The sequence below is a fragment of the Pasteuria ramosa genome, assembly GCF_056496785.1.
Genome location: NZ_CP143099.1, coordinates 789,920 through 814,242, shown reverse-complemented (window position 1 = coordinate 814,242; position 24,323 = coordinate 789,920). Strand labels below are relative to the sequence as shown.

Genomic DNA, 24,323 nt, shown 5'->3' with positions numbered 1-24,323 from the left:
TTCACCTCACAAGTGCCACCTTAATAGCCTTGTCCAATGTATCAATACCAATAATTTCTAAATTATTATGACCCTTATTCGTCGATAAACCTTTTAGATTTGCCGAAGGAATAATTGCTCGTTTAAAACCCATCTGAGCTAATTCAGCAACCCGATTCTCAATACGTCCTACTCCTCTAACTTCACCCGTCAAACCAATCTCACCTACAAAAGCATCATAAGGTTTAACAGCGATTTCTCTCATACTAGAGACTAAAGCAACTGCTGCACCTAAATCAGATGCTGGCTCTGATAACATTAATCCCCCAACGACATTTAAAAAAATATCCGCTTGTTGTAAAGAAATACCCAAACGTTTTTCTAAAACAGCTATGAGTAAATGAAGTCGTTGAATATCCATCCCTGAAACTGTACGCCGAGGTGCTGCTAAACGGGTCTTAGCAACTAAAGCTTGTATTTCAATAAGTAAAGGACGCGTTCCTTCTAAAGTAGCCACAATAGCTGTACCCGCTGTACCTAAAGGACGATCAGCTAAAAAGCGCTGCGAAGGATTGGTAACACCCACAAACCCTTTGTTTTGCAAAGCAAAAATACCTAACTCACAAGTGGAACCAAAACGATTTTTAACCGATCGCAATAAACGATCATTATGATGCCTATCACCTTCTAAATACAAAACAGCATCAACCATATGTTCAAGTAAACGAGGCCCAGCTAGTTCACCAGCTTTTGTAACATGTCCAACGATAATCGTTGCCATATCTGATTTCTTAGCTAAGCGCAATAAAGCACCTGTACAAGCACGTATTTGAATAATACTACCTGGTAAACCACCTATATCTGCCATAAGCATCGTTTGGATCGAATCAATAATTAAAACATGCGGCTTATATCGCTCTACCAGAGCATTAATACGATCCATTTCAACTTCTGCAGCAACAAGTAAGCGTTCATGTATAGCTTTTAAACGTTCTGCACGCCCGCTCAACTGAGTAACCGATTCTTCACCAGAAACATATAAAACAACTTTATCATTGCTAACTAATCCACTAGCTACTTGAAGCCACAAGGTTGATTTACCCACACCAGGATCGCCGCCTACAAGCACCAATGATCCTGGTACTAAGCCTCCTCCTAAAACACGATCAAGTTCAGGTAAATTAGTCATCCAACGATCAACGATCATCTTTTGTTGTTGAACTTGCGCAATTGAGATAGCTGACGGTTGTTCAAAAACACCCCGAGAAGATGATGTAACTTTCTGAACTTTCTTTTCCATCATAGTGTTCCAGGAAGAACACCCCGGACAACGACCGACCCATTTAGGTGACAAATACTCGCAATCTTGACAAACAAAATGCGTTTTATCTTTTCGTTTATGATCCAAATTAACATACCCCAAAAAAATATTAATAAGTAGATTAACACAAAAAATGTAAAATTTAAAAAATATAGAAAGAAAAAGTACAAAAAAAATTTAAACATATTATACCACATATGAGGGATTATTGTAATTTTGATATATAAAATTATACCATAAATATTAAAAATCTTTTTAAAACTAGTAACGATAATAAACATAACTTATAAATAACAACTTATCGAATCATAAACATTTATATGATTAATATAAATGAAGAAAAACAATTTTAAAAATCCAAAAAAAGCTTTATGCCACAACTTGTACCTTTATGTTATTTAAATTGATTAAAGTTGCTTATTTGAAATAATTCCCTTAATTGTAAATTAGCATAAATCGGCATACATTGAGCTATAATCAAGGCTCTAAAATTCGAATTTCAGGTATAAGTTCGATGTTAAAGCGTTCTTTAACTGTTTGCTGAATATGGAAAATTAAGTTTAAAATATCAGAAGCTTTTGCTTGGCCTCTATTGACGAGAAAATTACCATGGATCAATGATATCTCGGCATCACCATATTTATATCCTTTTAATCCAGCTTGTTCAATCAGTTTTCCAGCATAATGGCCTTTGGGGTTACGAAAAACACTCCCAGCACAAGGGTATGAAACAGGTTGCGTAGTCCGCCTATGTTCACGATAATGAGAAATTTTTGCTTTGTGTTCATCTTTAATAGCGTCATAAAGCATAAATTTAGCTTTAAGCACTATTGCTGGTTGTTCTTGAAGGAGCGAATAGCGATATTTAAAGGCAAATTGTGATTTTGTCCATGTAAATAGATCACCCTTTGGACTCATTAAATCAGCACTAATAAACACATTTGCGATTTCAGATCCATGCGCACCTGCATTCATAAAGACCGCTCCGCCTACATTGCCAGGTATACCGACAGCAAATTCTAAACCCGTGAGTTGTTTTTTGACCGTAGAAGTTGCTAAATTAACCATCGAACAGGCAGATCCAGCGATGACTTGTGTGTCATTGAATTCGATATTTGTAAATAGGTCGGTAAGCTTAATAATCAAGCCTCTAAACCCAGCATCTAGAGCTAATAGATTGGAACCGCGGCCAATCATTTGCCACTTAATGTTATAAAGATGAGCGAGTTTTAAAATAGTCCTTAATTGTACTTCATTCCTGATAATAACAAGCGCATCTGCGGGTCCGCCAACTTTCCAGGTCGTATGTTTAGACAGCAGCTCCTGTTGTCGAAGTTCGATATCAGTTTCCGCTACATATTTTAGGAAGTCATTTAAGCTATTATTTAGACCACTTACATTAGTAAAAGACAGGATAAATCACACCCTCTCCACTAAATGCAATAAAGCTTTGATTAACTCAGGCGTTGCCTGCGGCTTACCCAACTCTTTAGCTGCCTCATGCATCTGTTTGTGTTTTAATGATTGGTCAATTATATCATGAATTTTAGCAAAGAGATTTTCTGATGAACAATCCTCATCAGCTAACAATACCGCCGCACCCGCTTGCGCTAATAGACGAGCATTATGCATTTGATGATTTCCTGTAGCATATGGTGAAGGAATTAAGATAGAAGGTAGTCCAAGGGATGTTATTTCAGCTAATGTTGTTGCTCCAGCACGAGAAACACATAGTGTCGCTAAGGATAAAATGGCAGGCATATCATATGCATAAGGTATAATATGGACATTTTCTAATTTGTCAATATTTCCTTTATATTTCATCGCTTCTTCGTAGTATTTATCACCAGAAATATACACAAAGGTTATATGATTTTTTGTCTTAAATAACTCAAACATGCCTTTAACAGCTTGATGAATACGCAAAGCACCTTGACTTCCTCCAACGATAACCACAATCGGCGGAATAATGCGCTGTTTTTTCAACAAATCAATTGATTTGTCAGATATTTGGGCTCTTGACAACGGAATCTTTAAACTATGCTCCAATATATGCAACTGGCGCAATTGTTGTTGATGAACACCAAATACTTCTGTAGCTCTAGGATTTCCTGTCCAAATAACATTTTTGACAGGAAAAAATTTGCTAGTTTCTTTAAAACTAACAGCTATCGTATCAGCATATCGCGAAAGAAAACGAGTTGTAATACCAATATCAATATTTTGTTCATGAATTAGTATAGGAATACGCATCTTATGTGCAGCATATATAGGTGGCGCGCTTACATAACCCCCTGTACCCACAATAACCTGTGGATTAAAAACTTTTAATTTGGCTTTTGCTAAACCAACTGATTTCCAAAACTTGTACATGGTCTGTGTATTTTTCCATATAGCAGGTATAATCGAAGTTAAGGAACGCGGTCTAGTTAAACCTTGAATATCTAATGACTGAATAGACATGGGAATGATTTCTTGCTTAATTAATTTATGCTCCAAGCCTCGTCTGCTACCAAAATATAGCATTTTTATGTTGCGATCCATCTTATAAAGTTCACGAGCTAAAGCCAATAAAGGATATATGTGCCCTCCTGTACCTCCGCCCGCGAAAGCAATTCTTTTAATATTCAATTGATTTCATTAAAACTCCTTTCCTCTTCAATACCTCGTTGTCTTCTTAGACAAACTTAACAAGACCCCTACAGCGATCAAATTAAGCGTAAGAGATGAACCACCATAACTGAGAAAAGGCAATGTAATACCCGTAACAGGGAACATACCGGAAACAACACCTATATTAATAAGTGATTGCAGAAGAATCATCATTGTAATCCCAGCAGCCAATAAACTACAAAAAACATCTTTTTGTTCAATGGCAATTTTAAAACCTCGCCAACCAAAAATAACGAGCAATAATAAAACAAAAGCTGCACCTAAAAAACCAAGCTCTTCGGCCAAGATAGAGAATACAAAATCTGTATGGGGTTCAGGTAAATATAGATGTTTTTGTTTGCTCATACCTAAACCTAAGCCTAATAGACCCCCCGGACCCATCGCATACAAGGATTGAATTAAATGATATCCAGCACCAAGTGGATCTTCCCAAGGATCTAAGAAAGCGGCAATTCGTTTAAGGCGATATGGTGCAGCTAAAACTAAGCCAATAAAAGCAAGTATACCTAGAGAAATACAACCTCCTAAATACGCCATACGAGTTCCGGCAGCAAACAAAATTAAAAAACTAGTTCCTACTAAAACGGTACCTGTACCAAGGTCAGGTTGTAACAATATTAAACCAAAGGTAAAAACAATTGCGGTTAGACAAGGTAAGAAACCTCGTTTAAACGTGAAAATATGTTTACCTTCTTTAGACATATAGTAAGCTAAAAAAACAATCATGGCCAATTTAGCAAATTCCGAGGGCTGAATACTAAAAGATCCAATCCCTAACCAACTACGAGCACCGTTGCGTAAGATGCCCACACCTGGTATCCAAACAATCATGAGTAAAATAAGACAAATAATTAAGGCGGGTAGAGTTAGCCGATGGATAATAGAGGGTTTAAGATGCGAAACAATGAACATACAAATAATTCCTAAGATAGCAAACATCGCTTGGCGTTTCGCAAAATATAAAGCATCCCCATATTTATGTAGCGAAAGTGTAGCACTAGCACTGTAAACAATCACAATACCTACAAGAAGTAAGAGAAAAACAGAACATAACAAAACATGGTCAAAATCTGTTCGTTTATGTTGTACAAACAAATTTAGTCACCCCGGGTACGGTAAACAATTACGTCATACGATAATAATGTATGCATTACTGCTGTAACCGATGCACCGTACTTTGAAAAACTTTTCCACGTTCAATATATGAACTGTAGCGATCCCAACTAGCACATCCAGGTGAGAGTAATACAACATCTCCAGAACATGCTATTTCCACAGATTTTTCCACAGCTTCAACAACGTCACGCACCGCATAAGCTTGGCAATTGGCGTATTCAGCACGTTTCATCAAAATTGCTTGTGCCTGTCCATAAGCAAAAATACAACGTAAACGCTTTTTAAAAATTGAAACTAATCCTGTAAAATCCTCTCCACGATCAACCCCACCAGCAATTAATAAGATCGGTCCGTCAAGTGCTTTAATAGCATTTTTGACAGCAGTCATATTTGTGGCTTTTGAATCATCATAGTAGCGGATGCCATTAATCACAGCAATTAACTTGAGGCGGTGAGGTACACCTTCAAAGGTAGCCAACGAAGTTGCAATAGCATCATAATCACAACCTGCAGCCATGGCCGCAGCAGCCGCAGCTTGTGCATTATGTAAATTGAACTTACCAGCTAATTTAATCTGATCATTTTTCAACAGTTTTGTCTCTTTACCCTGTTCATCACGCAACCAGATAGCTTCACCACGTGTAAATGACCCGGCAATATCAACATCTGCACCAAACCAAATAATCGGGGCTTTCATATCAGCAGCAAGGTTAGGAAACGGCTTACACAGCTCAGGTAAAGCGGGTAAAATAGCACGATCTTTTGGTTGTTGATTCATAAAAATACGATTTTTACTTAATAAATAATCAGCCATCGTACCATGATAATCGAGATGTGCTGATACAATATTTAATAAAACCGCAATATCTGGCCGAAAATGTTTGATACCTTTAAGTTGAAAACTACTCGCTTCGATAACAACAAAATCAGGCCAAACCCCCGTATCAAGTATTTCTAAGATAACATCAGCTAGCGGCCGACCAATGTTACCGGCCAAAACAACTTTATACCCGGCATTTTCTAAGATGTATGTTAACCATACAGAGGTGGTCGTTTTACCATTGCTACCTGTGACAGAAATGATTTTAAATTTTTGTTGCTCATCTTGAACTGTCTGTATATCTCTCAATAAACTAGACCCAACTTCTAATTCAGTGATAACCTCTAAACTACGTTCTAAGGCAGTTTTAATCAACGCGATACGATAAGTAACACCTGGATTTTTAACAATAATTTCAATATCATCTAATACCGATAAGGGGTGCCCGCCGCATAGGACCTCCACACCTTGTTCTTTTAAAGATTTAACTTCAGGACAAGCCATTTGTGGTTTTTGTTCTGTCACACGAACTTTTGCCCCTAGTCTTACCAATAATTTGGCTGCCGCTAAACCACTTTGTGATAAACCAATGATTAAAACACGCCGATTCCGCCACTTAGCAGCTAAATGTTGATCATAATCCATCTGTTTCATGTATAAGATCCCACCTTTAATAGAACTCCAGCCGCCGCTAAAAAAAGCGAAGTTGTCCAAAATGTCATAACTACACGCCATTCCGACCAACCCATCAATTCAAAATGATGATGTATCGGGCTCATACGAAAAATACGCTTCCCTCTTAAACGAAAGGATAAAACTTGCAAAATAACTGATAATGTTTCAATCACAAAAACTCCGCCTATAATCGGCAATAAAAGTTCGGTATTTGTAATCACAGACAAGGCAGCAATGCCTGCGCCTAAAGATAATGAACCGGTATCACCCATAAATACTTTGGCCGGATGAGCATTGAAAATCAAAAAACCAGATAATGCTCCAACCATCACCAGAGAAAAAATAGCGGCAGTATAGTTACCAATAGATACACTGATGATCGCATAAGCACTATATGCACACGCAGCAGTACCTGATAACAAACCATCTAAACCATCGGTAAGATTAGTTGCATTAGCAGAACCAGTCATAATTAAGAGCAAAAAAGGTAAATAAAGAAAATTTAATTGAACTGACCAATTCGTCCAAGGAACTAAAACATTAAATATATATTTACCCGGTTCATAAGTTCTTACATGTAACAATACAACAAATAAAATTAAACCGATAAATAATTGACCAATAAATTTTTGTGCTGCCGTTAAACCAAGATTTCGTTTCATAACAACTTTTATATAGTCATCCATAAAACCTAAGGCACCATAGCCGATAACAGCAAATAATAAGAAAAAAAGATCGGAATTTATCATAGACCGACCACTTTGCATAAAAAAATAACCACTAAAAGGAAACAACGTTATAATAATTGCTAATAAAATCATAAGTCCACCCATCGTAGGTGTACCTGATTTCTTATAGTGACGCTCTGGTCCTTCTTCGCGAATACTTTGCCCAAAACGAAAACGACGCAAAATAGGTATCATGACCGGGCCAAGCAATACTACCAGCAAAAATGATGCTGCAAAAGGTATCCAAAGTAACTTTTCTGCTGATTCCATCAACACTTTGTCCTTTCATCTGAGTTGCCTTTCGAACATAAATTCTTAACTAATTTATCTAATGTCAAAAAACGCGATCCTTTGATTAATAATACAGACCGATGTGTCAAATAGTCCAAAACAAAAGGTAAAGCATCTTCGATATTTGAAAATGCCATAGCGCATGCTTCGGGTAACACAGATAAATAGGCTTTAACCATAACCTCTGCATAATGACCCACCGCAAATAAACAACATAAATCTTTTTCAGCTGCTAAAATACCTAATTGATGATGCAATAACACTTCATCACCATCTAATTCAGCCATATCACCTAAAACAGCTCCTAGATGATCTCGCTTAATCGTATAACAAAATGAACATAAAGCATTTAAAGCTGCTTGCATCGATAACATACTAGCATTATAAGTATCATCTAATAAAAGCGAACCATTAATACCATTAATAACAGAAAGCCTTCCAGCTAAAGCCTTACTCATCTTTAAACGAATATTTATATCATTATCATCTAAACCAAGATAACGACCTACTTCAATAGCAAATAAAGCATTCTTAACATTATGTTCCCCTAACAAAGGAAGTTGGAAACTAGAACCTAACCGAAATGATTGAAAAACTAAACCAGAAGGTTCATGCTGTACGTTTTTAGCGTATTCATCCCCATTATAAAGACCTACAGAACTATATGCGAGGTTGAAATTTTTTTTCTTCAAGTCAAGTAATCTTTGCTTAAGCATAGGTGTTTCACCATCATAGAATAAAACACCACCTTGTTTAAGGCCACTTAATATTTCTAATTTAGCTGTTAAAATACCCAAAGAACCTCCTAAAAGGCCACCATGAGCATCGCCTATTTGGGTAATAATAGCAATATCTGGTTTAACCAATTCTGTCAATGCTTTTATCTCACCTTGATGACGCATACCAAGTTCAAGAACAGCAATATTAGCGTCTTCTGGCCAAGCTAAAAGTGATAACGGTACACCTAATTCATTATTAAAATTACCCACAGTTTTATGCACCTTAAAAGAAGCACCTAAAACTGTGGCAACTAATTCTTTAGTCGTTGTTTTTCCTTGACTACCTGTAATAGCAATAACCAAACCGCGATGTTCTTGGCGATATATATGAGCTAAATCCCATAAAGCCTTCATTGTATCCTTTACGACAATGAAAGTACATCCTGTGCATTCAGCAATTCCCATAACTTCAGATGGTAAAGGTTCACTATCTTGCCATAGGAAACAAACAACCCCTTTTTCTATAGCTTGTTTATAGAAATTATGACCATTTCGTTCAGAAATCAAAGGAATAAATAATTGCTTTTCTAAAATAGATCGCGTATCAATGCTGACACCTTCAATATCAATAGGAGAACCAATATGTTTACCGTTTGTTACTTTAGCCACCCATGTACTACAACACTTAATCATCTATATGCTTCTTTCATAGCTTCTTGTGCGATCAAACGATCAGAAAAAGGAATACGTTCACCAGAAATTTCTTGATATTCCTCATGTCCTTTGCCTGCTATTAATACACCGTCGCCTGCTTGAGCGCAATTAATCACATCATGAATAGCTGCCTTGCGATCAACGATAATCTTAAAATTACTTTTATCTGTTATACGCATACCTATCTCCATTTCCTGCAAAATAGCTAAAGCATCTTCAAAACGCGGATTATCACTTGTGAAAATTGCCTCATCACTCAAAGTAGCCGCAACATTTGCCATTTGTGCTCTTTTACCACGATCACGGTTACCACCACAACCGATTAAACAATACAATTTACCTTTAATCTGAGGCCTGATGGTTTTCAAAACTTGCTCTAAACCATCTGGTGTATGAGCATAATCCAACCACACAGCAAAGGGCAAATTTCGATCAATACGCTCTAAACGACCTGTGACACATCGTAGTTGGCATAAAAGGTTTTTTAAACTTGTCAAAGGTACGCCCAAAACTAATGCCGCTGAGATAGCTGCTAAAATATTCTCAATATGAAACCGACCAATAAATGGCACTGTAACCGTCATCTCACCTTGCCACGTTTTTAATAAAAACTGTGTCCCAGATGAAAGAACTTCTAAGTTGATAGCTTGAACATCAGCTTCTTTTTCAACAGCATAAGTGATCACAGGGCCAGAAATATGTGGTAAGAAAGTATCAATATCAGTTACATGGGCATTTAAAATAGCAGTAGGTCGATTTGCGATATTAGAAGAAATATTACTTCCTAATTGCGAAAATAACATTTTTTTTGCTTCTATGTAATTTTCCATTGTCAAATGATAATCTAAATGATCCCTGCTAATATTCGTTAAAATAGCTACCTGAAAACAACAACCTCGAACACGGCCCATCGCTAAAGCATGCGAAGATACTTCTACGGCAACATATTTAGCACCATATCCATATAACTGGTCTAAGGATTTTTGTAGAGGAATAATATCAGGTGTTGTATTCTCTAAAGAAATAACTTGATCACCATATTGTAGACCAAGTGTACCCACTATACCTATTTTGTAATGGGCAGCAGATAATAATTGATATAAAAATTGTACAGTCGACGTCTTCCCATTAGTACCCGTCACACCAATTAAAGATAATTTTCCCGAAGGATAATTATAAAAACAAGTAGCTAGTAAAGCCATAGCTCGTCTTGTATCACGAACTTGAATCACGGGAATGCATAAAGAAGAGAGATATGCTTGAGAAAAAACGCCCTGCTCTATAAGGATAGCACAAGCTCCCTTAGAAACAGCTTGTGCGACAAAATCATGACTATCGATTTTTGTACCCCTTTGGGCAATAAAAAGATCGCCTTCCTGTACATTTTGCGAATTTGTTTGCAAACTCCGGACACATAAATCATCGCTTAGGTGGCCAGATAATTCATAAACAGATAATGATGCCAATAATCTAGCTACTTGCAATATATTCTTGCCTCCTAAAACACCTTATATCTACAGTATAACTTAAAGATAGCTATCAAAACTATCATTTAATCATTTAGCTAAATTATGTTCCAGATTCAGGTGCTTTTTGATTAACATATCCTAAATAAACACGTAGAGAAGTTCCTTTTTTTACTCTTAAACCCGGCTTTGGCAACTGGTTAATTACAGTATCACCCTCACCGATGACATCTAAATGAAATGAAAAAAGACTAAGTTTTAATTTATCAATTGGCATATCCATAACATTAGGTACTGTTTGATAAGAGGCAACAAGAGGCATATCTTCGGGTAAAATCTGCTCTTCACGCGGCGGTACCTGGAGATAACGCAAACTATCGCCCAAAATACGACCAGCAATAGGAGCAGCCACTACGCCACCGAATTGAATACCTTTTGGATTATCAACAGCTACATAAACGATTAAACGTGGTTGATCTGCAGGGGCAAAGCCTAAAAAAGATACGATATGATTATTAGTCAAATAACGACCATCAGGTCCTACTTTCTGAGCCGTACCTGTCTTGCCACCTACACGATACCCATCTAAAAAAGCACGCCGTCCTGTACCGCGAGCAACAACACTTTCCAAAGCCATACGTACTTTTTGCGAGGTCGCTTCTGTAATCAAGCGTTCAGAATTACCAGATGTTTGTATAGAATGGTATCTTCTTGTTTGTGGATCATACCAAAAACGACCCATATGCGGTACAATTTTTAAACCACCATTTATGATACTTGAAACAGCCGTTGCTTGTTGTAAAGGTGTAACAGATACACCTTGGCCAAAAGAGGTGGTAGCCAATTCAACAGGTCCAACACGTGCAAGTTGAAATAATATCCCACTCGCTTCGCCTGGTAAATCAATCCCAGTTTTTTTGCCAAAACCTAAGCGCCGAACATATGAAAAAAGTAAATCTTTACCTAAACGTTGACCTAATTCGACAAAACCAGGGTTGCAAGAATTTTCAACCACCTCAAGGAATGTTTGCTCACCATGCCCACCAGCTTTCCAACAACGTAGCCTCGCTCCACCAACATGTACTGCTCCTGGATCAAAAAAATGATCATCTAAAGAAACTTTATTTTCTTCTAGAGCTGCGGCTAAAGTAGCTATTTTAAAGGTAGATCCAGGTTCATACATCTTCCAAATAGGTAAATTACGAAATAAAATAGAAGAATCATGCTTTTGATAAGCACCAGGATCAAATGCCGGACGACTTCCCATAGCCAGAATAGCGCCGTCACGCGGATCCATCACAAGCACCCAAGCACTATCAGGGGAATATTCAGCCATCGTCTGCGATAAAGCTCGTTCGACAATTAATTGAATCGTCGTATCAATGGTTGAAATGAAATCCCAACCATCTTTAGGCGGCCTAAAACGATCTTCTCCACCTGGTAAAGGTTCACCCCGTGCATTAGCGGTAAATTGAACAGCACCCGGGGAACCACTTAATTCATGATTATAAACACGTTCAAGACCGGCCAATCCTTGGTTATCAACCCCTGTAAACCCAAGAACATGAGAAGCCAAGGATCGATGAGGATAAACACGTTTTGTATCGTCTGTTAATGAAATACCCGGTAAACGTAAAGCCATAATATCCTGTGCTTGTTTTTCATTAATTTTTCGGCCAAAAGGAATAATCCGCACAAGTAGCTGACGCTTTTTAAATTGACGCTCTATAGCCTCAACAGGGGCATTTAAAACATGCGCTAAGGCCGCTGCAGTCGCCTTTTTATCTGTAATTTGAATAGGAATAGCTATCACGCTAGGAGCACTTATATTTTCTACTAAAGGATAACCATTGCGATCTAAGATACGCCCGCGTTTCTGAGAAAAAGGAATTTCACGATTCCAAAGTTCATAAGCACCTTTGGTCAATTTCGGCCCTCTAATGATTTGAACAAAAAACATACGGGAAATTAAAATGGCCATCAATAGCACAAAAATGAGTAAGAGGATAAAAAGCCTTCTCCTAATAAAAATGGTTAATTGTTGCACGATATTTGACCACCAGACATCAGTGACATATATATGACAACCTATGCTAAACTAAACATAGCTATGTCAACAACAATTAACTTTACCTTGACATTTTTCTAATCATTCTTGGGGCATAATCCCCCGGAGCGGCAAAATCTCAGTTAACATTTGGCTAATCATCGAAGGTACAATATCGATTTTTTGTGGTTCATCGAGTAAAACAATAAAAGATAAATCAGCATATGTACAAGGAGCAAAACCGGTAAAAGACACAACATACTTATCATCCAAATACTTTCCATTTTCTGCCTTTTGCGCTGTACCAGTCTTACCAGAAACACAATAACCATCAACACTAGCTGCTTTACCTGTCCCACGTTCAACTACGCCCTGGAGGAGATTGCTGATATGCGAAGCTGTACGAACACTCATAACTTGTCGTGATTTAATCGGATAAGTAGACTTAATAGGGCATTTCGAATAATCAATCGGTGCAGAGCTACTACATTCATTTATACTGCCAGTACGAATCTCTTTCATCACATGAGGTGTATACATAAAACCATCTTGTGTAACAGCCGAGGTCATAACCAATTGATGCAAAAGATTAATAGCAATACCTTGTCCAAAAGACATACTTGCAAGCTGTTCTTCAGGAATAGGTGATCGTGGTAAAAAAGATCTGGTCTCTCCCGGTAAATCAATACCTGTGTATGTACCTAAACCAAGCTTATCTTCACGAAGTCCAAATCGTGTTAAGTATTGCAAAAAGCGTTCTTCCTGTAGCTGTTGATTTAATAAAACGAATAAAATATTGCTCGATTTTTCGAAACCTTCTTTATATGTTATATGGCCAAAACCAGTTTTTTTCCATTCATTAATAAAATTATGACCAACTTTAATTGCTTCTGATCGGAACTTTTTTGAATCTTCAAACAAATTTTCTTCTAAAGCAGCTGCTAAAGTAAAAATTTTAAAAATCGATCCAGGTTCATAAATCGCACTAACAGCACGATGGCGCTGATTATAGTTATTAACCGTACTAGCATATTTATTGTTATCAAAAGAAGGCAAACTAGCTAAAGCGACAATACCGCCATTTTGTGGTTCCATAAAAATAGCCGCACCACCTTTAGCACCACTTTTTTCAATATGCTCACCTAAAATTTTTTCCACCACATGTTGTACACCGGTATCGATCGTCAAAACCACATGATCACCATCGGAAGGTTCTTCTTGCTCAATTGGTTCATTAGAAATCATAATCCCTTTTTTCGTTTTAGGGTAAACCATATAACCATCTTTACCTTGTAACAAATCATTATAGTAAGCTTCAATACCACCGCGAGGACGACCATCTTCATCCAAATAGCCAATGGTATGAGTAGCATATGAACCATACTGTCGCTTCATTTGCAACTGAGCATGTAAAATAGGTTTTAGATCTTTATCCTGTAATAAATCTTCGACTTCATTTTTATGAAAATAAGCAACGCCATCCTTATTACGCAAAAGAAGATGACGTTGTGTTTTATGTAAACGAATTTGCAAACGATCAGCATCAACGTCTAACTTTAAAGCTATTTTAGCTACAACACCATCAAAATCTTTATCATTTATAGCTTTCTTGTCCAAAGTTAGTGCATAAACTTCATCATCATAAGCAAAACGATGCTTCAAAAAACGATCGACAATCTCCCCTCTTTTGGCTCTTAAACGTTTAGTTTTCATCGTAGCATGAGATAAAGTTGTCAACTTATCCTGTGAATGACCGCTTTTTAAGAACTGAAGCCAAATCAATCGCCCGAAAATGCAAAAAATGGCAATTAACATAATAAGTGCACACAAAACCAAGCGGTACTTATGTTGTTTTGCCATACGAACCTCCATCAAAATATCCAATTTCACAAGATGAAAAATCAAAAAATTAAACAAGAGAGCTTGTCCAATAACCCATGTTAAAGAGTGTTTAAGAACCTAATTTAATGCACAAAAAGCTAGGATAATGGCTATTTTTGTGTTTAAATTACACCATTACTAATCCGATATATTAATATTTCTGGACAAGTCCAGAAATATCAAGCAAAGTAATGATAGAAAAATTAAAATTAACTTAAAAACAAAAAGTTAACAACGTAGCCAGGTTAAATTGCAAAAAATATTTAAAAATTATAAAGGAGCCGAAGATAAATTCATATTAGCAACAGAAGATTGCTTTTTATAGAAACCATTTTCTTTAGCATATTTCTCCATCACCATAGGATCACTTAACGAACGAAAGTTAACTTGTACCGTCTGGTTTAAACGCTTAGATTGCCCAATTTGTTGTTCTATGTTAGCTAAATTATGATTAAGCTTATTCATAAAAGCTGCTTGTAAGATTACAACCGAAACAAGGATAGTGACAAAAAAAACACTTAATAAATACAACGCTTTTTCCAATGACGTCAATTTGTGTTTTTTTGGCTTTTTCGGTTGTTTCTGTTCATAAGATGGGGTCGGTTCTAAAACACGCGCAACAGCTACATTGGCTAAGTGATCATTCATAACAATGTCTCCTTTATATTTAGCCACGCCATTTGCAGGCTGTTTTTAAGTTATCATCCTGCTAGAATAATAAATGTAAAATAAAAAACTACAAACGTTCTGCAACACGTAAAAGAGCAGAACGAGCCCGCGCATTATTTTTAATCTCAACATCAGAGGGTCTTAGAGGTTTAGGGGTGATAATCTTAAGTACAGGCTTATGATTACAAACACAAACAGGAAATCCGCGCGGACATTTACAACCACAAGCAGCTTCCCTAAAAAGATGTTTTGCTAAACGATCTTCAAGCGAATGAAAAGAAATAACAACCAAACGTCCTCCTTTGCGTAATCGTTTAATCATTGTTTTAAGCGCCATTTCAATCGATTGCAACTCATTATTTACTTCAATACGCAAAGCTTGAAATGTTTTACGCGCAGGATGACCCGATTCGCGGTATGGTACAGATGATTGGATGATTTCTGCTAATTGCATGGTTGTTTGAATAGGTCTAGAACGTATAATATTATTCGCTATACTATGCGCCCAGCGACGCTCATCGGCATACTTCGTTAAAATATTTACAATTTTCCTTTTATCATAAGTATTTACAATTTCATGTGCTGTTAACTCTTGCTTAACATCAGTTCGCATGTCCAAAGGCTCGTCTCTCTGATAAGAAAAACCTCGCTGCGAAGCATCTAGTTGCCAACTTGAAATACCAAAATCAAATAAACAACCATCAACAGCTTCCTGCTGATGCTCCAAAAGAACGCTCTCTAAAAGAGAGGCATTAGCTTGTACAAAACGCACACTGCACGCCGCCCCATGAAGGCGACGCTCCGCAAATCCCAATGAAGCAGCATCATTATCTATCCCAATCAATAATCCTTGCGCTTTTAATCGGCAAGCAATAGCTAAACTATGACCACCTAACCCCACAGTACCATCAACATAAACACCCTCAGGTTTAATGGCCAAGCTAGCGATGGCCGTCTGTTTTAAAACAGTTTGATGTATCACCAAACGTACTCACCAGCAAAAATAGATGTGAATATTATCATTTTTTTTTGAATTATTCTTCGTAAGATTTTAATTTTCTGAAAAAACAAAGCTAAAATAATGTCTGCCTTCAATTCAAAAACACTTCCCCGAAATCAATGTTATATATAAAATTAAATAATAAAAAAGTAAAAGTAAAAAACAAATCCAAAAACAGGAAAAGAAAACAGAAGTAGAAAAATGTTATCTTTTTATAATTGCAAACTCAGTTATAAGATGCAATCGCTAAAAATCTAGCGATAATTTAAGATGCAAGGGGAAATAAGTGGCAACTTAAAACTAAGAAAATTTTATCACGGTATTTACATGTAATCAAGTATATGACGACACCCAACTACTGAGATATTCCTGCTGCTCAGGCGTTAAAGTATCGATGGTAATACCAACCGAAGAGAGAAAATAGCTCGAAACTTTTTGATCTATATTATCAGGAACATTAATAACTTTATGTTCCAAATTATCCTTCTCTTGTAGTAAATAAAGCGCACTAAGCATCTGTAAAGAAAAACTCATATCCATAATCTCGGCAGGGTGTCCGTCTCCAGCTGCTAAATTAACTAATCGTCCTGAAGCTAAGAGGTGCAAGCGTTTACCGTTAGCCAAGAAATATGTTTTAACATGATCACGAGAATCTTCTTGACGCACAGATAATTTGTCTAAAGCCGGTAAATCAATTTCAATATCAAAATGTCCCGCATTTGCCAAAATAGCCCCGTCCCGCATAACCGCAAAATGATCCTCAGCGATGACATTTTTGTTACCTGTAACTGTAACGAAAATATCACCATATTTAGCCGCTTCAACCATTGGTAACACCATAAATCCTTCCATATGGGCCTCAACAGCACGAATCGGATCAACTTCACAAATAATAACCTTAGCCCCTAAACCACGCGCACGTTTAGCAACACCTTTACCGCACCAACCATAACCTACAACGACCACTTGTTTACCTGCTGAAATAAGATTAACAATTACATTAATATTGTCCCATACAGATTGACCAGTGCCATATCGATTATCAAATAAACATTTTGATTTAGCATCATTAACCGCGATAACAGGAAAACGAAGCTTACCCGTCTTTTGTAAAACTTTCGCCCGCAAAATACCTGTTGTTGTCTCTTCGCAAGCACCTATAACATCGAAAGAAAGATCTGCACAAGAATCATGTAAAAGACCAATTAAATCTGCCCCATCATCGATAATAATTTGCGGCCTAGCCTCTAATAATTTCACATGATATCCTTTAAAAACATCCATCGGAGGATTATGACGCGCATAAACAACAACACCCGATTTAACCAAAGCCGCACACACGTCATCTTGCGTAGATAAAGGATTTGAACCCGTAATATATACTTCGGCACCAGCTGCCTTAAACAGTTCTGCCAAACAAGCCGTTTTAGCCTCAAGATGCAGACAAATACCAACACGAATATTTTCTAATGGTTTAATACGCAAAAATCCCGCACGTAAATGAGCAAAAACAGGCATATGATCACTTGCCCATTGCATTTTCTTTATCCCAGATTCTAACAAATCTAAATTAGCAATTTCACTTTTTTCAACAGCATTTACCAAAACAAAAACCCCCTTTTATTAAAAAAAATAAACTATGTTAAAAAACAAAAAAGTTCCACAACAAAAGCTTACGCAAAAAACTTGTGCTAATATTCGTATTTTTTATTAATTTTATTAATTTTATTAATTTTATTAATTTTATTAATTTTATTAATTTTATTAATTTAATAGCAAAAAATAATTAAATAAACATATTAATGCTCAAAAAAACAAACAAAAACTAATTATTCAAGTTTAAACCATCTAGCATGATTTGTTAATATAAATTGAGGCGCAAATAAATATTATTTTTTCCAAAAATAGTGTCATTATTAGATTTGTTTTTAAATCTTACTATAATAGACTTTAGGTATTAATTTATAATTATTTATTATTTTTTTAAAATTTATATAGATATTAATAAATTCTATAAAAAGATCTCTTAATATAATGAGCTTGTCCAATAACCAATGTTAAATAGTGTTTAAGAACCTAATTTAATGCACAAAAAGCTATGATCATGGCTATTTTTGTGTTTAAATTAAAACATTACCAATCGGCTATATTAATATTTATGAACAAGTCCAATAATTAAATAAAGAAAAAATTAGCAAAAATAAAAATGATCTTATTGTTTTTATTTATTATATAATTAATAATAAATTTTATATAAATTATTTTTCGATCTTAATAAATGCAATTATATAAATAAATCATAATCTCATAAATAATGTAAAATAATCACACTAAGGGGTAAGTAAATGATAAAAAAATCTAAAAATCTAACTATAAAGAGTTATTTTTTAACTACGATTATATTATTATCACTTATTAATTCTAATATAGTTATTGCGAATACATTAATAGATAATAAAAATAATATAAATAAAAATAATATAAATAAAAATAATATAAATGAAAATAGCGATATTAGCAAAAGTGATAAGGATGCGATTGATAAAATAACCAAGGTTTCTGAATTTATAACTTCAAAATTAAATTATAAATTCAACCCAAATACTTACAGTATCGCTCACCTTAATAAATCCCAGGTTAAAATGAATCCTTACTATGTCTTTTCAACTTATGCAGGTACAGTAGCTGCAAGAATTTATTCTTTAAGAATCAGAATAAATCAAAAGATACAGGAATACATTTTGAAATTAGAAAACAATAATATGCCAATATATGATAATGATACCTCCAATTCAAATAAAACTAGATTTAAATTAAAAAAGATGGTAAATCTTAAATATGATTTTTATAATATGAATGACAAATTCCCAGGCATATGGGATGAAAAAACCTTCGATCTTTTATCTTATAATAAATACCAAGATATTACGGATCTATTAGAAATTTTATCTTATAAAATTATAGAAATTGATAACAATATCGATAAAAACGCCTTGGTAAATCACAATAAAAGTGTTTTTGATAAACTTTTGGAAAAAAATATAGGTGCTGATTTAAAAATAGCTACAGCTACCCATAAATCTGAAATATACCCTGCTTTTGACAGACCTGTTGTATATACTTTATATCATAATCGGGAATCTTAAAAAAAAATATGATAAAGTTTTATAAAATTAATAGAAATATAGTATTTATTAAAATGATTTACTCGAAAAAATATAATCTGAGTTTTAATATTTTTTTATATAAAATTATTTTTATTTTTCAGGTAATTTTGCATACTTATACTCAATTACCTGAAAAAGATAATTTATATATTTATGATAAATTTAATTATATGTTAAAATGCTCCCAAAACAAACCTAACCTTTTTAACTTTTCACCATATTTATCCTTTTTAAATGCATTTGCAGATTTAAGATACCTGTTTTAATTGATGATAATAGGACCTCAGCTATGCTATTAATAATTTTTGCGAACGAGATACAATAAGCTTAAAAAAGATATGAACAGGAATATATAAATATGATATTATTTCTTTAAATTATTAATTGAAAATATCTTCAATTCGATCAGCTTTTTTTATCCTGATATTTACAAGATAACTTTGAGCTTGTCCAATAACCCATGTTCAAGAGTGTTTAAGAACCTAATTTAATACACAAAAAGCTATGATAATGGCTATTTTTGTGTTTAAATTACAATATTAATAATCGTCTATATTAATATTTCTGGACAAGTCCTTTAGAAAATCCCCATAACCTGTATACATTGCTAAAAAAACCTGTAAAATTAAATATATATCTAAACTGCCTCAATATCCTTGCAAAGCAAGTTTACATTCAGATATTTTAAAATATGTTTCAATTATCAATATTTTTGTATAGCAATTAAAAGATATCTTAATTACTTAAAACTAGATATTTATAAATAAAAGCTATTATTATCTTGGGAAATTATTGTTCTTCTTAGATCATTCCATTCAAAAGAAACCATTTTAAAACTTTATAAAATATCTGTTCATTCCATATCAACCTAGTATATGACTCATAGTTTAATGTCCTCTACTATTGCTATTTTTATAAATAGCGGACAAAGTTCCGTTAAATTTTTGTGAAAAAATAACATGCAAAAGATGATTAAAAACAGGTGAAGCAAATTTAGATATTAACCCCATTTATGAAAAAATTTGCCTAAATTAGATTCATTTGTTAACATAAAATTAATAGACGTTCTGTATCCTCCTGTTATTTTTATCATATTTTACACAGGATATCAAAGAATGTCTATTTTTATTTGTAAAATCTTAAAATATAAGATATTTAAAACTTTATAAATGCCATATTTTCTGATTTTATTAATAATTTGCATCTTTTACTTTTGAAGCAATTAGCGTTATTTTAAGTCAAGATCAAATTTAATTTGATTTAAATCATCTAAAAATAAGTCTAGTTTATCCATAATTCTTACATATACATCATATCTAGTCTCAATATATCTAGATTTATGATCATAGACAATATCACGGCCTTTATTATATTTTTTTGTAAATTCATTCGAAGTTGAATATTTACCTTGAGATAATTTATAGTCAGTCAAAGGTTTATATGAATTATAAACCTTTGCATAAAGAACTCCCAAATTCCATATACCAGGTTCATTTTGATCTAATAATTTAGCGATTTCGGCCTTGAAATTCGCAAAATCATCTTTTACTGATTTATTATTACTATTTTTTTTTATTAAAGTATTTGTAAAGTCAACCAAATAATAGATTTTAGCACTAAGTTTAGTTATATACCAAGAATTATAATAAATTGGATATGATTCAGCTTCTTTTCTCTTTAAATTTGATAAATTATAAGTATACCAAGACATTCTCGGATAAAATTCAGAATATACCCTATTATCCATATTAGCCACTAGCAAAAGTGTTTCTTTATTTTCTGAGCTAAGTGCAACTTGCGGGTAAGATTTAAATTCCTGTGTAAGGGCAACTTGCGAGCCAGATTCAACTGTAGAAACATATTTGTCTTGCGAGCCAGGTGCAACTGTCTGGATAGATTGATCTTGTGCTATGACTATAAATATAACCTGCGAAAATACTAGAAAAAAACATGCTGAGTTTATTATTAGTCTTTTATATCGTCTAATCATTCTTTAAATAAAATCCTTTATGTTCATTTTTATAAAAATAGAATCTAATATCTGTACTTGCCAAAAAAATAGGCCATAATTTTTGATTTTAAAAAATTAACTTAAAAAGTTTATTATGATTTAAGTTTTAATATTATTTATTTATAAAAAAAAGGGGAGTATTTTTAGAGTCATTTAGGGGCTTTATGCTTAATTACTCTAAAAAGATAATGTGTGTATTGGTTTTGTGTATTTATATTTTTATGATAAATTTAATTATATTTATTAATGTTGAAAAAACAAACCTAGACTTTTTAGGTTTCTTTACCATATTTATCCTTTTTAATGGCATTTGCAGATTTAGGCTAACTCATTTACGTGCCGGAAAATACAGTAAAAAATTGTAAATTAGATCTTAAGAAGGAAAAAAGTTAAAAAAATAGACATGCCTTTCTCCTCTGCGTAAGATATAAGTAACAAAAATAAACCACACGGCGGAGACAAATGATGTCTAATACAAATAATTTACCACAAAAAGAGGTTTTGAGCAAATGTTTTAAATAATGAAAGTTATCTCTCTATTTTACCAATCCTTATTTAAATAATATTACACATATTGTAAATTTAATATTATCTGATGGTTTTAAAGGTACATTGACAGATATTCATCGTTAAAGCTTGCACAATCGGGATAGAATCAGCATCAGTGATATGCTTTCGAAAGGTAAATGGGATGCAGGATTTTTAAACATAATAGTTAGACAAGTTTCTTATGAATAAATTCAGACGCAAACTAAGAAAAATAACAAACAAATCTTTTTTATAATTGATAATACTGTCTGTAGAAAAAGAAAGCCCTCGTCACAGGCTGTTAATTCTATATAAGATGCTATATTCTTCCTTATATAAAACAAGTTTATGGTCATGATTTTGTGCAAGCGCTTCTGCTTATTGGTGATTTGATATATCCATTCGCTACAGAAAGGCATGTCCCTGGGAAAAAAGAAAATAATAAACTTAGGACTTGTCCAAAAATCAATGCGAAGGAGGCCTAAGGGTCTAATCAAAGGTACTAAAAACCATGATAAAAGCTATTTTTGTGTTTAAATTCCATAAATAGTGTTAAAATATAAAAAAAGAAGATTTTTGTTTTAGGGATTTTATTAATAGGTTTAATTTGTCATTTTTGTAGTTATAAACAATGAAATCCTATTAAAAGCACCTAACTAATACATATATGAATTGTCGGAATTTTTAATTTTACTATCTAGCTTGCTTTTTTATCTTCTTTAACTTCTTGGAATTTCCCTAAAGCTAGGTGAGCATTAAACATTGCGCATATTAAATCAAATTGTTCTGGAAATTTTTTAGGATTATTACGATATCTATTAGAAATAATCTTAAATCTTTTTAACCAACCTATAACTCTTTCTACCAATGATCTTTTACGAGAATTTTTTTGATTATACTCCTTTTGTTGCTGAGTCAAATTCTTCAACTTACTTCTTTTATATGGTAAAATCACGTATAGAAATAGTTTTTGTAAGCCCTGAAAGCCTAAATCAGCGATTAAAGTGGCATATTCAGATAACCATGGAATGTACGAATCTTTAAAAAGCTTAAAATCATGTACACTCCCGGGTGAAAAATTGGTGTAGCCAATAACAGCTGTTTCAGCACAAATTGCAAGTAAAGACTTCATTTTAGGGTACTTTTTTCTACAAGATTCATATTTTTTATTATCTTTTTTGGTTTTTCTATGCGTATTTCAGTACAATCGAAGATCAACATACCAAATATGAGAGATGAAAAATATGAACTCTGATTTGCAGGATATCTTTTAGATAATACTTTTTTGGCGATACCTTGTATATTTTGTATGATGTTATTAACTGTGCTTTTACTAATACCAAAAATTTGCGCAATCATTCTACTAGTAAGCAAAAGAAAAAAATTATGAAAAAATAAGTATACTGGATTTTCGGGGTCAAGGATATTTTGCCTTCCAGCGCTTCTTTTGGTCTTTAAATCTATTTTTCTAACTCTATTAACTATTTTTTCAAAGATGATTTTATCTACACCGACAGCAGACATGAATTTACCTTCATCAAATGTTGCTATTTTGGAATATTCCATATTTAAGTATTTAACTTTAGATTTATACATATATACTTAATCCTCTATTTTAAATATCAAATTTTATAGTAGTATATATATAAAAAAATCAAAATGTTATATTGACATTGTGATTTTTTTATATATATACTATAATATTAAATTTAAAAATATAAAAATAGATAAAATTATTTTATATAAACTTAGTTTTTTTATCATAAACTTATTTTTTTAGCATAAACTTAAAAATATTAATAAAAGGCAGATTTATTGTTTATTTTAAGCTTTTTTAATAAAATTTTAAAATTGACAATTAATCCCAAAAATCTGGACTAATCGGATATATTAGTATTCTTGGACAAATACTTAATATAGAATGTAATATGATTAAAAAACTGACTTCATTATGTCAAAAAATATATGTTTTGATTTATTATAGGTATGATTCAAAATCAATGTTTGAAACAAATGCTAAAAAAGGTTGTTATGTTATTGCTGGATTAAAAACCAATCGTCTTTTTTATCCAAAAATAATTAAGCAATCCCTAACTGAATTTGCTGCCCATATACAAAAATCAGATACTGATGTTGTGAACATAACAAATGGCCGTTATAGGGTATATCGTTATGAGGTAAAGTTTAATAATATTGATAATGCTGTCGTTCTTCTTTCCCAAGAAGATGGTAAAGGTTTTGATCCTGCTAAAATCAGAGCTTTTATTAGCACAGATATCACATGGAGTAATAAACAAATACTAAATTATTATGAAAAAAGATGGTCAATTGGAACTGCTTTTAGAACAGTAATTGAAACTTATTTTAGAACAGTAAAAGTTAATCTATCTCTGGATAGATATCAAGTTAGATCTTCCAATTCCTTGGATCTTTAATTTTCTTTAATATTGTTTGTTTAAATTTTATTTATATATATAAATCAAATCTGATTAATGATCTAAATATATATATAAAAGAA

19 protein-coding genes are annotated in these 24,323 nt (G+C 33.5%); 3 read left to right on the top strand and 16 right to left on the bottom strand.

All coding sequences use genetic code 11. The annotated features are described in order from the left end of the window. Position 1: 1 nt before the first annotated feature. The 13 genes from radA to VS182_RS03580 form a co-directional block, all read right to left on the bottom strand. Positions 2-1,387, bottom strand: coding sequence for a DNA repair protein RadA (gene radA / locus VS182_RS03640; RefSeq protein WP_479483855.1), 1,386 nt, complete (start codon positions 1,385-1,387; stop codon positions 2-4). Positions 1,388-1,777: 390 nt separating this feature from the next. Continuing rightward, complete coding sequence (gene murB, locus VS182_RS03635) at positions 1,778-2,617, bottom strand: UDP-N-acetylmuramate dehydrogenase (protein ID WP_479492786.1); 840 nt, start codon at positions 2,615-2,617, stop codon at positions 1,778-1,780. 102 nt (positions 2,618-2,719) lie between these two features. Then, positions 2,720-3,931 carry an undecaprenyldiphospho-muramoylpentapeptide beta-N-acetylglucosaminyltransferase gene (gene murG, locus VS182_RS03630; RefSeq protein ID WP_479488894.1) on the bottom strand — a complete coding sequence of 404 codons (1,212 nt, stop codon included), beginning with the start codon at positions 3,929-3,931 and terminating at the stop codon, positions 2,720-2,722. Positions 3,932-3,958: 27 nt separating this feature from the next. Further along, on the bottom strand, positions 3,959-5,068 hold the full coding sequence (gene spoVE, locus VS182_RS03625) for a stage V sporulation protein E (protein ID WP_479483853.1): 1,110 nt from the start codon (positions 5,066-5,068) through the stop codon (positions 3,959-3,961). 55 nt (positions 5,069-5,123) lie between these two features. Then, entirely contained in the window at positions 5,124-6,623 is a 1,500-nt protein-coding gene (gene murD / locus VS182_RS03620) for a UDP-N-acetylmuramoyl-L-alanine--D-glutamate ligase (protein WP_479492759.1), read from the bottom strand. Continuing rightward, positions 6,560-7,582 (bottom strand): phospho-N-acetylmuramoyl-pentapeptide-transferase, encoded by a 1,023-nt coding sequence (gene mraY, locus VS182_RS03615; protein WP_479483851.1) that lies wholly within the window; start codon positions 7,580-7,582, stop codon positions 6,560-6,562. Before mraY ends, murD begins: the two co-directional genes overlap by 64 nt. Beyond that, positions 7,582-9,015 (bottom strand): UDP-N-acetylmuramoyl-tripeptide--D-alanyl-D-alanine ligase, encoded by a 1,434-nt coding sequence (locus tag VS182_RS03610; protein WP_479488893.1) that lies wholly within the window; start codon positions 9,013-9,015, stop codon positions 7,582-7,584. Before VS182_RS03610 ends, mraY begins: the two co-directional genes overlap by 1 nt. Then, positions 9,012-10,520, bottom strand: a complete 1,509-nt coding sequence (locus VS182_RS03605; RefSeq protein WP_479483849.1) for a UDP-N-acetylmuramoyl-L-alanyl-D-glutamate--2,6-diaminopimelate ligase — start codon at positions 10,518-10,520, stop codon at positions 9,012-9,014. Before VS182_RS03605 ends, VS182_RS03610 begins: the two co-directional genes overlap by 4 nt. Positions 10,521-10,605: 85 nt before the next feature. Continuing rightward, the gene (locus tag VS182_RS03600) at positions 10,606-12,483 is read right to left on the bottom strand and encodes a stage V sporulation protein D (RefSeq protein ID WP_479492758.1); all 1,878 of its coding nucleotides are present in this window, start codon (positions 12,481-12,483) and stop codon (positions 10,606-10,608) included. A 168-nt stretch (positions 12,484-12,651) separates the two neighbouring features. Further along, positions 12,652-14,439 (bottom strand): peptidoglycan D,D-transpeptidase FtsI family protein, encoded by a 1,788-nt coding sequence (locus VS182_RS03595; protein WP_479492757.1) that lies wholly within the window; start codon positions 14,437-14,439, stop codon positions 12,652-12,654. A 261-nt stretch (positions 14,440-14,700) separates the two neighbouring features. Then, positions 14,701-15,078 (bottom strand): hypothetical protein, encoded by a 378-nt coding sequence (locus VS182_RS03590; RefSeq protein WP_479483846.1) that lies wholly within the window; start codon positions 15,076-15,078, stop codon positions 14,701-14,703. 88 nt (positions 15,079-15,166) lie between these two features. Next, complete coding sequence (gene rsmH / locus VS182_RS03585) at positions 15,167-16,081, bottom strand: 16S rRNA (cytosine(1402)-N(4))-methyltransferase RsmH (RefSeq protein WP_479488890.1); 915 nt, start codon at positions 16,079-16,081, stop codon at positions 15,167-15,169. A gap of 351 nt (positions 16,082-16,432) precedes the next feature. Beyond that, entirely contained in the window at positions 16,433-17,704 is a 1,272-nt protein-coding gene (locus VS182_RS03580) for an adenosylhomocysteinase (RefSeq protein ID WP_479483844.1), read from the bottom strand. A gap of 740 nt (positions 17,705-18,444) precedes the next feature. Between VS182_RS03580 and VS182_RS03575 the strand changes: the two genes are divergently transcribed. After that, a complete protein-coding gene (locus VS182_RS03575; RefSeq protein WP_479483843.1) occupies positions 18,445-19,245 on the top strand; it encodes a hypothetical protein in 801 nt (266 codons plus the stop codon). A gap of 1,249 nt (positions 19,246-20,494) precedes the next feature. Here VS182_RS03575 and VS182_RS03570 read toward each other — a convergent pair. Next, positions 20,495-21,256, bottom strand: a complete 762-nt coding sequence (locus tag VS182_RS03570; protein ID WP_479492756.1) for a hypothetical protein — start codon at positions 21,254-21,256, stop codon at positions 20,495-20,497. A 911-nt stretch (positions 21,257-22,167) separates the two neighbouring features. On the opposite strand from VS182_RS03570, the gene VS182_RS03565 reads away from it, so the two are divergent. Further along, positions 22,168-22,290 carry a hypothetical protein gene (locus VS182_RS03565; protein WP_479492755.1) on the top strand — a complete coding sequence of 41 codons (123 nt, stop codon included), beginning with the start codon at positions 22,168-22,170 and terminating at the stop codon, positions 22,288-22,290. Between the two features lie 212 nt (positions 22,291-22,502). Here the strand turns inward: VS182_RS03565 and VS182_RS03560 are convergent, their stop codons facing one another. Both VS182_RS03560 and VS182_RS03555 read right to left on the bottom strand, forming a co-directional pair. Further along, on the bottom strand, positions 22,503-22,937 hold the full coding sequence (locus VS182_RS03560) for a transposase family protein (protein ID WP_479483841.1): 435 nt from the start codon (positions 22,935-22,937) through the stop codon (positions 22,503-22,505). Then, complete coding sequence (locus tag VS182_RS03555; protein ID WP_479483840.1) at positions 22,934-23,401, bottom strand: helix-turn-helix domain-containing protein; 468 nt, start codon at positions 23,399-23,401, stop codon at positions 22,934-22,936. Before VS182_RS03555 ends, VS182_RS03560 begins: the two co-directional genes overlap by 4 nt. Positions 23,402-23,805: 404 nt before the next feature. On the opposite strand from VS182_RS03555, the gene VS182_RS03550 reads away from it, so the two are divergent. Continuing rightward, positions 23,806-24,240, top strand: a complete 435-nt coding sequence (locus VS182_RS03550; protein ID WP_479483839.1) for a transposase family protein — start codon at positions 23,806-23,808, stop codon at positions 24,238-24,240. Positions 24,241-24,323: the final 83 nt, after the last annotated feature.

Excerpts from the sequence above, each read along its gene's own strand:
- mraY (WP_479483851.1), bottom strand. The coding sequence starts at position 7,582 with ATGGAATCAGCAGAAAAGTTACTTTGGATACCTTTTGCAGCATCATTT.
- VS182_RS03610 (WP_479488893.1), bottom strand. The coding sequence starts at position 9,015 with ATGATTAAGTGTTGTAGTACATGGGTGGCTAAAGTAACAAACGGTAAA.
- VS182_RS03600 (WP_479492758.1), bottom strand. The coding sequence starts at position 12,483 with ATGGCCATTTTAATTTCCCGTATGTTTTTTGTTCAAATCATTAGAGGG.
- VS182_RS03590 (WP_479483846.1), bottom strand. The coding sequence starts at position 15,078 with ATGAATGATCACTTAGCCAATGTAGCTGTTGCGCGTGTTTTAGAACCG.
- VS182_RS03575 (WP_479483843.1), top strand. The coding sequence starts at position 18,445 with ATGATAAAAAAATCTAAAAATCTAACTATAAAGAGTTATTTTTTAACT.
- VS182_RS03570 (WP_479492756.1), bottom strand. The coding sequence starts at position 21,256 with ATGATTAGACGATATAAAAGACTAATAATAAACTCAGCATGTTTTTTT.
- VS182_RS03560 (WP_479483841.1), bottom strand. The coding sequence starts at position 22,937 with ATGAAGTCTTTACTTGCAATTTGTGCTGAAACAGCTGTTATTGGCTAC.
- VS182_RS03555 (WP_479483840.1), bottom strand. The coding sequence starts at position 23,401 with ATGTATAAATCTAAAGTTAAATACTTAAATATGGAATATTCCAAAATA.
- VS182_RS03550 (WP_479483839.1), top strand. The coding sequence starts at position 23,806 with ATGTTTGAAACAAATGCTAAAAAAGGTTGTTATGTTATTGCTGGATTA.